Genomic DNA, 12,414 nt, shown 5'->3' with positions numbered 1-12,414 from the left:
GCAAATTTCACTGCGCTTTTCGGTAGTCTATTTTACTGAGATACGAGCTATCACGGCACTCTAAAGCCACACTTACTTCGGTTTGTTCTTGATGGAATTTGACCCGCCTCGCCTCTTCGTCGGCGCGCTTGCAGGATATGAGCGACCACCGCCAACTACGAGTAATACCCTCCAACTCTTGGGCGTCCCGATTTTATCAAGCTCCGCTTCGACCTGCTCCTGCGAGAGATAAGGGCCTGTCATATAAACGAGCCCAAGGAACTGCGTAAATTCACTTCCTGCATAACCCATCATGTCTTCATACAATCCCCCGATCGCTGTGGCAGCCTTTGACTGTTCTGCAACAAACTTCACTTCGACCGCGGTTGCTATCGATTCGATCCCAAAATCAGGATGATAGGTTTTCGTCTGCTTCGGTGTTGCGGGTTCTCTGATGACACCTGGAAATGCCAACCGCAGAGAGTGTAAAAGCGCATCCTGAACATCTTTCTCGCGGCTTGGCTTAATGCCAATCGCCCCAAGATATTGAGGAGTCTGCTTCAGCATTCGAATAAGCACTCGGCGCTCAATCCCAGTATCTGTCGGGATTTCGATCATAGGATTGAGGAGCTCAATATGCTTGCTGACCATCGAGACTGCGGCAGTGCCAGCGCCGTAATATTCATCAAAATATTTGATCTTTGAGAAATCATCATCATTAAGCGCTACGATCTCTTTGTCGAACGATCGCAACGACCTTCTCAGTTTGATTAGCTGGTAAACAATGCGCACGGCGTCTATCGCGCGACGCGTCGTATCACCCAGATGAGCTGCCATGTCAGCTAGATAGTCATCCCGACTATGGTCATCGGGATAGTGTTCATCTGCATCTGCATAGGCGTTGATCTGCGTCTGGCAATCTTGGACTAGCGCCCGTGCAGCAGCGAACGCCTTATTTGCTAGCCCTATGTTGATATTCGTCAACGCCGCCATTTTTTGCGCCTTCCAACAGCGGCGATCACAGCCCCGCATGATATTTGTACGGTCACATTGGGGCCGCTGAATAGGGGTGCGATAAGCGACGAACTATAGGCTGTATTTCTGACGCCGGGGATCTCCCCAAGACCCGATGGCAATGCCAGCACTGGATGCTGGGAAACAGCCATCGATTGGCTATGTTTTGTTTCCATCGGCCCAACCTGCCGGCCCCGAGCGATGCCAAATTGGCTCTGGATTGTCCGCGTAAAAGCGCTCAACCACCGTCCACGCTTCCTCCGCCGAGGACACAAACCGGATCAGGTCGAGATCACGCCGATCGATCATGCCGGCGGCAGCCAACGCCTCAAAATCGACGATCCTGTTCCAGAAATCCTGATCGAAAAGCACCACCGGCACGATCGGCATCTTGCCGGTCTGCATGACCGTGAGAATGTCGAACAGTTCATCGAGCGTCCCAAAGCCGCCTGGAAAAACCGCCACTGCCTTTGCACGCAGCAGGAAGTGCATCTTACGCAGCGAGAAATAGTGAAACTGGAAGCTTAGTTCGGGCGTCACATAAGGGTTAGGGATCTCCTCCCAAGGCAGCACGATCCCAAGACCAATAGAGGTTTGGCCAACATCTGCAGCACCACGGTTCGCGGCCTCCATGATCGACGGGCCGGCTCCCGAACAGACCACGAATTGGCGGTGGCCATCGTCACCAACAGGCGTGCCACTTGCAAGCCGCGCCAACGCACGGGCTTCTTCATAGGGTGTCCGTCGATTGCCCGCCGGGTCGATCGGGACATTGGCCGGGCTTCGGGCTGAGCCGAACACCACGAAGGTGGAATCAATCTTCGCGTCGTCCAGCAGCATTTCGGGCTTCAGCAACTCGAGCTGAAAACGCAGCGCCCGCAGTTCATCGCGCTCGAGGAAATCCGGATCACGGTGAGCGAGCAGATAGCTTGCGCGACCGGCGTCGATCGCCTGCGCCGTCGCCGGCTTCCGCGCGCGAGGGCTATCGTGCCGGCGAAATTGATTGGTCATGATGTCACCTGTTGAAATGGCAAAGGAGAGAGGGCGCGGGATCGAGACCCGCGCTTAAGGCTCGCCCCGGAGAAGCGAACCGGAGGACGGCAAACAGCCGATTTTAGCGGAACTCCGTCACTAGCCCGTCGAGCGAGGCCAGGTTGATCGGCTTGAAGCCGTAGGTGCTGATCAAAAGATCATGGATTTCGGCGGCGCTCTTCTTCGCCCTGTCCCATGCACGCAAACTATCTCCGATCGCGGCAACCTTATCGCGATGCGCCACAAGACCATCGCGGCCCGTTATCGCGCCATGCCCCGGCACGACCTCGGCAACGTCGAAGGCCAGAGCCTTATCGAGCGCACGCGGCCATCCAGCCAAAGTGCCACCGCTTGCATAGCCAACGACAGGGTTTGTCACGCCCTTGGTCCCTGCCATCATGTCGCCAAGGCAGACAGTCTTCCATTCGGGGAAATAGACCGCGATGTCCCCGTCGGTATGGCCGGGCCCGAGATATCGCAGTCGAACGGTCTTCTCCCCAAGATGGAGGGTCAGCTCGTCAGAGAAGGTGATATTGGGCGGCCCAGGCATCGCCTGCTCGAGCATATGTTTGCGTGAATTGTCCTGCGCGATGATCATCACATCGGCCGGCCACTCGGCATTGGCGCCGCTATGATCCTCATGAAAATGCGTGTTCACGACATAGCGGACCGGTTCGGACGTCACCGACCGGATCGCCGCTAAGACATGAAGATAATCAATAGCGAACCAAGGGTCGACGACGACCACGCCGTGACCTGTGGCATAGATGATCATATTCGGATTGGGCCCTTCGCCGTTCGCAGGCCCCTCGATGACGTACATATTGGGGTGGAGTTGGCGGACCTTGAGAACCGAAGTGAGATAAGCGGGTTGAGCCGCCTTAACCGGCGCGACAGGCGCACCAAACATCATGCAAGCGGCCAGAAGCCAGCCAACCCTATGAGGTCGCATCTCGATCTCCCTTATGCCTTGAGCAGCTTTGAGCGCCTGGGCTCGCCAGCGAACGTGATCCGGTCATTCTCGTCGCGGCTGTCAGTGACGAAAATGCGGTACTGGCCGTCTGGCGTGACGCGCACGACGACATGGCCTTCTGTGCTCTTCACTTGTCGTAAGAAGCGTTGGTTGACCGCGCTGCTGGCCGGGTCGAGCCGAGTGATGAAGACATCACGCGGCGAACGCCCCTTCCATGCATTCAGCATCCGCTGGAGGGGCGCCATGCCTGGGTGGGTCGCATGCCAAGCCTGGATCACATAGGCATCAGCGTCGAGCGACTGAGCAAAGCCCACGCCAGCCGCATCGAAATAGCCATGATGGTCAGCCGATGCGACGTCGACTGGCCCCGCTGCGCGCGTGATCGGCGTCTCGACATCCATCCAAGGGAAAGCACCGTCGACAGTGTCGGCTACGAGATCGCCACCGGCAAAATAGCGGAAGGGTCCACAAGCAAGAACCATCGCGATCGACATATTGTTTTCGAGCGGCGTCGATTCTGGCGTCCAGGTCGAAGGTGGCGGCAACAGGTCGCGCGAACCATCCCCCCTTCCCGTCCAGACGCGCCCGTCGCCACCGACAAAGCGGAGCGTGAAGGCACCGGCCTTTATGGGCCTCACTTGAGTGGTCGAGCCAACCTGCACATGTTCGACCCGCCGGCCGGCCCGAACCCGCGCATTGAGCCAAGCCACATGATTGGTTGCCCAAGGCAGCTTGAGCAGTGGCACCGGATCATAGGTCGGAAAGCCGCGATCAACGACAAGCGTGGCTGGCATCAACGCATCAACCTGCGGCAGGCCCGTCAGCACCACGCCGTCGGCTGTAGTGGGGTCCCCATCGATCGGCGATCCGACATGATCGGGATGGACGTGGGTCGCGATCATATAATCGAGCGTGGTGCGCTTGGCCGCGCGCGCATGACGCAGCGCATAGCGTGCGACCCATTCACCGACGGCCCTAGAAGAGTCCGGCCGCAAAGGTGTTGAGGCAGGTGGGCCGCCTCGCGTTGCACCGCAGTCGATGAGAATGGTCGTTCCGTCCGGCCCCATGATGAAGGTCGCGTTGCCGACACCGGTATCGATGTGATGGATGTCGAGCGTGCCGGGTGTCCAAGCCGGTAGACTTCCCTGATCAGTCGTCGCTGCGACAGCGCGCCACGCCATCGGCGTGACGCCCAGCAGACTTGCCACCAAGAAGGAGCGGCGATTGGTGGTGATCATGGCTTTGCTCCGGGCTGTGTCGGGTCTTGATTTTGGGATGCCGCAGAGGCGGGCGACGAGACGCAGGCGAAGCTCGCTGCGGCATCGGTGTCCCCCCTGCCCTTGTATCTGGTCATCTGGGGATAGGCGCAGATAGGCCGGGACATGGTCCTGCTCGGATCATTGGGAACCCTGCCCGACCCAATGATCATCTGCGGGGCAATGCCCTTTTCCACCCACTGCTCGAGCGCGAGCACCAAATCGTATCGCGTGTCAGCTTTATCCCTGCCGGCTGGCGGCGTGATAGCGGTGGGGCCATCACCGCCGTAGCAATGGCCCATGCCAGGGATCAGGAACAGCCGATAGAAAGCGCCGAGCGAGGCCGGATCAGAGCTTCTGCGGTCAGGATAGCGGCGCATGAAGTCTGCGACCGTCTCATAATAAGCGATCGATGCTCCCGCCGGCATGAGCGCGTCCGACCAGCCATGATATTGCAAGAGCTTGCCACCGTGCGCGCGGAACGAGCGGAGATCGGGATTGGTGGCGTCGACAACCGGCGCGCCCTTGCGATCGGAAAGCGCCATGTCGCGGTCGAAGTCGAAGCTGTGCGGATCCCAATCCCGCCGCTCGAAGACCGCATGACCAAAATAGGTGTCGCCATAAGAGAAGGTACTGGGACGCCACGGCGCGATGACGTGATTATACCCGGGCGCATTCTCAATCCCTGGCGGATAGCCAGGGTAGATCCGTTCGCCAGTGCGAGGATTCTTCGGACCGTCGTAGATCTTTTGAAGCGTTGCGACCTGCGCTGTGCTCAGACAATCAGGCGCGTCGCCCCCTGCACATGCAAGCACCACTGGATCGAAGCGACAGAAACGCGGATCGGCAATCAGGCCGTCCTTGATACCGTCGACCTGATCGCAGGCAGCAATCGCAGCATTTTGGATGAGCGCGCGCTTGGTCACAGGAATGGCGCCCGGCGTGTCGGCGAGTTGAGCCTGCTGAGCCCAAATCAGACCGGCTGCCCAATGCGACCAATCATTGCCCGGATTGCCCGCGAGAATGCCGTTAAAATCTTCGGGAAAACGCTGCGCCGCCATCAAGGCTTCACGGCCACCATCGGAGCAGCCCACAAAATAGGAATATTGGGGAGCGCGCCCATAATAGGCCTTGATGACCGCAATAGCCGCAACGCGCGTCTCTCGAAGCGCGCGTGAGCCGAAGTCGATCAGCTTCTCAGGGTGCCCGATCGCGAATTCAGCCGATCGCTGCCCCTTTCCACTGTCGTCGATCCCGCCTTGATGACCATTGTCGGTCGCGGCCACCGCATAGCCGCGCTGTAACGCGGCTGCGAGCGGACGTCGGTGGATGGCCCCTGCCCAGCCGCCGTTTCCGGTCTGCTGATATCGGCCATTCCAATTCTCAACCGGCAGCCAGATCTCAATGCCGATCTCGGAATCGGTCGTAGGGCGAGCCACCGCCTTCACTTCGCAATGCGAAGCCAGCGACACCACAGCCGCTCCCGCAACGGTCGGAACGGAGCTCTCAAACGGACCGGCTGGCACGAAGGCGGCAGAGGTGATCTCGGCTCCCGGCAAGCGAAGATGGGCCAGAGCTTGGCACATCTGAGGTGCACCCAGGTAAGAACCCACAATCGGCTGACCGAAACCCGCCTGCCCGGATGTCGCCATGAGCCATGCAAAAGAAAGTGCCCAGATACGGGTCGAGGTGACGGCCGGCTTAGCCGACCGCCCCTCCTCTCGCATCCGGTCGCACTGCGACATCAGAACTTGACCGACGCGGTCGCCCCATAGGTGCGCGGCGGGCCGTACCATTGGGCCAAAGTGCCGGTCGTCGTCGCGTTCAGCTCATAATCTTTGTCGAACAAATTCTTGACCCAAAACGCCAGCCTGTAGCGCCGATCGGGGGTTTCGTAGGCAAGGCCAGCATTGGTCAGGTCGAACGACTGCACGGCGAGCTGGGTGGTCGATGCGCTAATCGTGTAGGTGCCGGTCCACATGTAGCTGGCATTGGTGCTGACATAGCCGAACCCCTCGATCAGGTGCTCGTAATGGACCGTCGCCGACGCCTTATTGCGCGGCGAATAAGCCAGCGAATTGCCGGTATAGTTGAGTAGGCCGGGGACCACGAACTCCTGATATCGGCTGCGCAATGCGCCATAATTCAGATTGATATCGAGGCCGTTGATCGGGTGCAGCCCGAGCTCCACTTCGACGCCCTTCGATTTCGCCTGCGCAGCGTTCGTGATGTTGCCAATGCCCGTCAGGCTGTTGAACACGAACTCCTGCTTGTTTTTGAAGTCCATCTTGAAGGCTGCGACGTTCAGCGTGACCCGGCGATCGAAGAAGGCTGATTTCAGGCCCGCCTCATAGTTGGTGACCTTTTCGGGCTGAAAGCCTTGGGCAACCGCCGCCAAAGTGGTGTTGGTCGTGGCAAAACCACCCGAGGTGAAACCCCGGCTATAATTGGCATAGACCAACGTGTTTTCGTCGACATTCCACGACAGCACCGCGCGCGGCGTGAACTGATTGAAGGTCCGCGACAGCTTACCCGTCGAGAAGTTACGCGCAGGAGCGAGTGCGTTGATGAAGTCGACGCTCGCCTTCTTGACGTCATGCGTATAGCGGCCGCCCAGCGTAAGCTTGAAGTTCCCCGGCAGGTTGATGTTGCCGTCGACATAGCCCGAAATGCTGTTGACGGTCGTGGCCTGGTTCGCCGTGGTATTGCCCGACACAATACCGGTCCTAGCCGCCAAGCTCGTGACCCGCAGAACCTGCTCCGCATCGTTATGGAGATAATAGACGCCCGCGATAAAATCGCCCCAGGTCCATTTCGGGCTGGTGTAGCGAACCTCCTCTGAAAAGTCCTTCACGTGCGCGGTATCGTCGTTGATGCCTTGGCTGCCAGCCGTCAGGAAACGAAAGCTGGCACCTGCCGTCGAAAGGCGCTCGCGCGACTTCAGTTCTCGATAGGCGGTGGTCGCGGTCACCACACCCATATCGTCGGGAATGGTCCACGTGGTGGTGTTCGAGATGCCGCCGGTACGACGCCTGAACCGTTGATCGACGCCGAGAACCGAGATCCGCGGATTGCCAGTGCTCCCGGCCGCCAGCGACGACAAAGTGCGACCATTATTATCGTCCCGCGCATAGTCGGCGATGAAAAGGGTCTCGAAATCGCCGGAGCGCGCGCGCAACTGTCCGCGAAAGCTGGTGCTATCGAGATCATCCTGCTTGCGCTGGCTGACCTGATCATAGCCATAGCCGCCATGGCTCATATGCGACGCGACCACCTTGACCGCCACATCGTCGCTGACCGGCACGCTCACGAGGCCGTTCGCCTCGATCTGGTTGTAATTGGCATAGCCAACCGAGGCCGAATATTCCGGCTTAGTGAAGGACGGTTTGCGCGTGGTCAGAACAATCGCACCGCCCGTCACATTGCGACCAAACAAAGTGCCCTGCGGACCGCGCAGCACCTGGACTGAAGCCAGATCATAGAGATTGAAGACTGCGCCAGAGGGCCGCGAAATGAAGACATCATCGAGCATGATCGCGACCGGGCGATCCACACCGATCTGCGAAAAGCTGTTATTGGCACCGCGGACCGAGATGTTGGGCGCCTGGTAGCTGAACGCCGCCATCGTCAGACCTGGCGTGACACGGGCGACATCCTGGATCGTGTTGACCCGCTGATTTTCGAGGTCGGCCGTAGACAGCACGGTCACGGCGACGGGTACCTTTTGCAGCTGCTCGTCACGGCGCTGCGCAGTCACAACGATGTCGGAGCCTTGTCGGTCACCATCTGCGTCAGACAGATTGGTATCGCTTAACGCAGCCGAGCCTTGGCCGGTCGGTCGCACGATAAAGAGGCCAGACCGCCCCCTGCGTGCAAAGAGCCCCGATCCATTGAGGAGGAGATCGAGACCCTGCTGGGCGGTATGATTACCGCGCAGTGCCGGAGCGCGCTGCCCCTGCACAGCCTTATCGTCAAACGCCACCTGCTGACGCGAAGCCCGCGCAAAAGCACGCAGAGCCGAACCGAGGTCCTGTGCAGGAATATCAAATGTGAAGGTCTGCTCTTGCGCCCAAGCCGGAACGGCCTGGCTAAAAACGGCAAGCGCGGTAGCCGATACGCCCACGCGAAAGGCGTGGCGAAACCGTCCAAATGGCATTGATTATCCCCCGGTCATGATCCTGTGACGGGAGCCCCCCGTCGCTCAGTAAGACGCGCGACGTCAGGCATGGGACAGCAAATAGTTTGCAGGATTTCGAGGCAGCATTTCTGCAATATTATTGTCGCTCAATCGTAATCGATCGCCCTGCTCGCTTGACCCGTATCTTATTGAAAACGCTAACCCCCTCCAAGAAGGCGTCAGTATCGCCGGCATCGAAGACGCCGTTGACTTTGATGCCGGCAAGACTGCCATCGGCCAGCGAGATCCGCTCGGGGGCATAACGATTGAAGCGCTCGACAGCGCTGGGGAGCGGCTCATTGTCAAAATCTAGCTGGCCAGCCTCCCAAGCGAGGGAGCGCGCAATGTCTGGCCTCTCGATCGTCGCTGCCGCCATGTTGAGCGGAGCCACCAACTCGCGCCCCGGCACGAGTGCGAGATCAGCGGGACGGGACGATCCCTTCAAGACGAGTTGCGCGCCGCGCTCACCATTTGAACGGCCAAGCACCTCAACATGCCCGTCATAGAGCAAGACGCGTACATCGCCGCGGAGCAACTCGACGCTGAAGGATGTACCGGTCGCGACGATAAGCTTGTTGCCAGCCTTCACAGTGAATGGCCGCAGCGGATCCTTTGCCACGTCAAATTTGGCGCGGCCGGAAAGCAATGTGAGCTGACGGCTATCGTCCTCAAGCCGGACATCCACATTCGTGTCTGCGTCCAGTGAAATGCGCGATCCGTCAGTGAGCATAGCCACGCGGCGCTCACCAATGCCTGTTCCAAAATGCTCGGCAGGATTGCGCAACATAAGCGCGCTCGACAGGACGACGATGAGGAATGCCGCTGCGATACCGGCGCCCCAGTACCAACGCCGTGAGCCCGACCGTGCCCAGCGACGGCTCTGCTCGTGGGCATAATTATCGAGCGCTTCGGTTCGCATTGCGATCATCTCAGGACGCCCGGAAGCAGCGTCCGCTATGCGCCAGACCTTGACCGCTTCGTCAAACGCGGCGCGATGTCCTTCCTGCTGCAGCCAAAGATCAAATTCCGCCTGCTCATCGGTGCTAAGCTGGCCCTCGGCCAGCCGCATGCACCACAAGGCTGCCGCTTCGTCCCGATCGACGGGCTCGTCGTCAAAAGCCGCGCGGGTCACAGCGGGGCCCTCATACGCTTCATCAGCAATCCCATCGCTTTTGCGACGTGCTTCTTCACCGCGCTGCTCGTGATGCCGAATGCGTCAGCAATCTCTGATTGGCCGAGATTTTCGAGACGGTACAAGATGAAGATGGTTCGCGTCCTCTCTGGTAGTTCGTTCAATATATGGCCGAATGCTTCGAGCTCGGCACGGCTTGCAACGATCCGGTGCGGGTCGAGAGACTCGACGTCCAATTCTTCCGCGCTCGCCAAACTATCGCGATAGTCAGCTCGCACACGCGCACGCCTAGCTCGATCGGTCAGCAGATTGCCGGCGACCTGGAACACATAGGCATCAAGCGATGATGTGGCTTCGCCCTGCGATCCTAAGAGCCTCGTGAAGACTTCCTGCGTCAGATCCTCAGCTTCGGTATGATCACGCACCCTTCTGAGGAAAAACGACATCAGCGCCGGCCGCCACCGCCGGTTGAAGTCCACATCGTCCTGATCGAGTTTGGCGTGCATTCCGTGCGTCGCCTTATGAGTGCTTGAGGTATAAGACGCGCCACCAGGCTTTTGGGACAGCAGCCGTCACGAAAGAGTCACAAATTATCAATCGCGATCCAGACGCAGCGTGTTTTCGTATCCGCCAGATCGAGACCGATGGGGCTTATCATCGCCCGTCATGACAAAAGTGCGAAACCGCCAGATCGAGGAGTGAAGTGCGCGAAGCGCTGCGGATTATACTCAACGACAAGCCGCAATTTCGGCCACTCAGCATCGATCAATATAACTCGAGGCTCCAATGCGCCCCTGAGGCGAGACCATCCCGCTCCCTCCCGGTTGCTCGCAGAGGGCTGCGAGTTTTGCGGGAGAACCTCCTCGCGGCCATGAACCCTAATTTGCGGCACTGTCCACACCAAACCGAATTCGATCTGCGTACATAACCCTGCCCTACAAATAACCTTATGGGTTATTTAAGGCGGTGAGAGGAGTCGAATTATGCCGAATATCGATGCCAACTTTATCGTCGCGATTGCTACCTTAGTTACCAGCTTGTCAGGGCTGGTATGGGCCTTACGTCGACGCAACTGATTATGACGCCTTGGGATGACCTAACACTCCCCAGCCCGCGCAATCCCATTTTGTGCTATAAGCTCTGAGCACTTTTCGCGCCTGATCCGGTTAAATTACCTCGCCCCAGACATAGGGACAGCAATATTGGACCGTGTTTAACCGCCAGAACTCACGAGTAACTTTATATTGAAGGCGAATCCTCCGATAGACTTGGCCATCCAGCGAAAATTGTTCGGCTTCCTATCGCCTAGAAGGCACGCCTCTCCGAGAAATCTGTTCGGTCACGGTATGTAGCCACAATTCCAAAATCGTGGTTGATCAACGATGATGGGTGAGTGACAATCATTACCTCATCATAGAAATAATACATTTCAATCTATATCTAAATATATCTAGCAATATCACCATTTTGGTAGCATCCATCCCTCTTACACCTATTCAATGGCCGAGATTATGCTAATTTTGAATTAGGGAGCTCGTGCGGGGATGAATATGTGGGGTTGGCTAAAAAGAATTGGCGGCCGCTCGGCACAGACGGGACAGTCCAATACACATACCGCTACGTCCGCCTCTAATCCAGACTGGTCAGCTGATCGCGAGTTCAGCCGCCTTATGTGGGTTGGCTTGGGGGTATTTGCGGTCACTGTGGCCGGTGCCCTCATGGCCTGCTGGGCGAAAGGATCGACGGCGGCCTTCGGGATCGTTATTGTCGTCATGACGACTGGTGGCGCTGGCGGCGCCGCGATCGGCTTTCTGTTCGGCATTCCCCGCCTTCTCGCAAAAGGCGGGACCGCGATTGTTGCTGATCCGCCTGAAGGCGCAACGACGGAAAGCGACGGTGCACGCACCCAAGATCGCATCGAGAGCCGCCTTCTCGCTTCTAATTCCAATTTGGAAGAAGTGTCTGACTGGCTCACCAAGATAATCCTCGGCGTGGGCCTTACCCAGGCTTATCAGTTGAACGATGCGCTGGTGCGATTTGAGCAGTTGATCGCTCTCTACGCGCCCGCCGATCAACGCTCGCTGCCGCTTATCGCGACGATATCGCTCTTATTCGCGGTAATCTGCGGCTTTCTTGCTATGTATCTGGAAACCCGCCTGGTTCTCAGCCGCATCTTCAATACGGTCGAACAAGCGCTCGCAAACGCAAATCGTCGCGCAACCAGGGCGGAAGGCTTGGTCAACGACCTTACCGATGCCGTCGCAAAGGTCGCGGCCGATCCGAACGGGAGAGCGGGGCTCGCGGCAGCAGCCGACAGCCTCAAATCGGTCGCAGACACCGATGGTAGGCCAAATGTGCGGTCTGCCGCAGCAGTCGCCTTGGCACTGGCGGGACGCGCCGAGGAAGGTGTCAGACTTGCCACGGACAACACAGTTGCTGGACAGATCACCGCGATGCAGATCTCCCTCTATGGGCCTCAACCTGAGGGCTATCAGGAAACGTTGCGACTATCCGCCATACTGAGCCGGACGGCGGAGGCCACATCACGCGCTGATTATTGGTTTTACCAGATGGCGGCGTTCGGCCAACAGCATCGATATCTAATCGGCCAACAGCGCCCTCGCCACGAGATCCAAAGCGCCCGCGACAATGCGCTAGACTGCGCGCAGCGATGCCTCGAAATAGACGCCTCCTATCGCATCCGGATCTTCTGGCTGCTTCACCCCGATCGATCACCCAATCCTGACGATGACGACCTCGCGAGCCTCGGCGACGATCCGGATTTCGGAGAACTGGTCGGTGTAGCCTAAAGCGATAAAAGAACGCCGCGCGGAACGAGAGCGGTGGTCCT

Annotated in this window: 9 protein-coding genes; 1 reads left to right on the top strand and 8 read right to left on the bottom strand. The window is 58.5% G+C overall.

From position 1 onward, the window contains the following. Window positions 1-72: 72 nt before the first annotated feature. The 8 genes from EOD43_RS06190 to EOD43_RS06155 all read right to left on the bottom strand — a co-directional run bounded on the left by EOD43_RS06190 (window position 73) and on the right by EOD43_RS06155 (window position 10,069). Window positions 73-972 carry a PD-(D/E)XK nuclease domain-containing protein gene (locus EOD43_RS06190; protein ID WP_127742091.1) on the bottom strand — a complete coding sequence of 300 codons (900 nt, stop codon included), beginning with the start codon at window positions 970-972 and terminating at the stop codon, window positions 73-75. Between the two features lie 180 nt (window positions 973-1,152). Beyond that, window positions 1,153-2,004, bottom strand: coding sequence for an LOG family protein (locus EOD43_RS06185; RefSeq protein ID WP_127742089.1), 852 nt, complete (start codon window positions 2,002-2,004; stop codon window positions 1,153-1,155). Between the two features lie 103 nt (window positions 2,005-2,107). After that, window positions 2,108-2,938 carry an MBL fold metallo-hydrolase gene (locus EOD43_RS06180; RefSeq protein WP_164857125.1) on the bottom strand — a complete coding sequence of 277 codons (831 nt, stop codon included), beginning with the start codon at window positions 2,936-2,938 and terminating at the stop codon, window positions 2,108-2,110. 50 nt (window positions 2,939-2,988) lie between these two features. After that, a complete protein-coding gene (locus tag EOD43_RS06175; protein ID WP_127742085.1) occupies window positions 2,989-4,236 on the bottom strand; it encodes an MBL fold metallo-hydrolase in 1,248 nt (415 codons plus the stop codon). Beyond that, window positions 4,233-5,726 carry a tannase/feruloyl esterase family alpha/beta hydrolase gene (locus tag EOD43_RS06170; RefSeq protein WP_164857124.1) on the bottom strand — a complete coding sequence of 498 codons (1,494 nt, stop codon included), beginning with the start codon at window positions 5,724-5,726 and terminating at the stop codon, window positions 4,233-4,235. Before EOD43_RS06170 ends, EOD43_RS06175 begins: the two co-directional genes overlap by 4 nt. A gap of 272 nt (window positions 5,727-5,998) precedes the next feature. Continuing rightward, a complete protein-coding gene (locus tag EOD43_RS06165) occupies window positions 5,999-8,410 on the bottom strand; it encodes a TonB-dependent receptor (protein ID WP_127742081.1) in 2,412 nt (803 codons plus the stop codon). 118 nt (window positions 8,411-8,528) lie between these two features. Further along, a complete protein-coding gene (locus EOD43_RS06160; RefSeq protein WP_127742079.1) occupies window positions 8,529-9,563 on the bottom strand; it encodes a FecR family protein in 1,035 nt (344 codons plus the stop codon). Beyond that, a complete protein-coding gene (locus EOD43_RS06155) occupies window positions 9,560-10,069 on the bottom strand; it encodes an RNA polymerase sigma factor (RefSeq protein WP_127742077.1) in 510 nt (169 codons plus the stop codon). The genes EOD43_RS06160 and EOD43_RS06155 overlap by 4 nt, the downstream gene beginning before the upstream one ends. Before the next feature lie 1,038 nt (window positions 10,070-11,107). On the opposite strand from EOD43_RS06155, the gene EOD43_RS06150 reads away from it, so the two are divergent. Then, the gene (locus EOD43_RS06150; RefSeq protein WP_127742075.1) at window positions 11,108-12,373 is read left to right on the top strand and encodes a hypothetical protein; all 1,266 of its coding nucleotides are present in this window, start codon (window positions 11,108-11,110) and stop codon (window positions 12,371-12,373) included. The last annotated feature ends 41 nt before the right edge of the window (window positions 12,374-12,414 follow it).

This window comes from Sphingomonas crocodyli, assembly GCF_004005865.1.
GTDB lineage: Bacteria > Pseudomonadota > Alphaproteobacteria > Sphingomonadales > Sphingomonadaceae > Rhizorhabdus > Rhizorhabdus crocodyli.
This window is presented reverse-complemented; position numbering and strand designations above follow the sequence as displayed.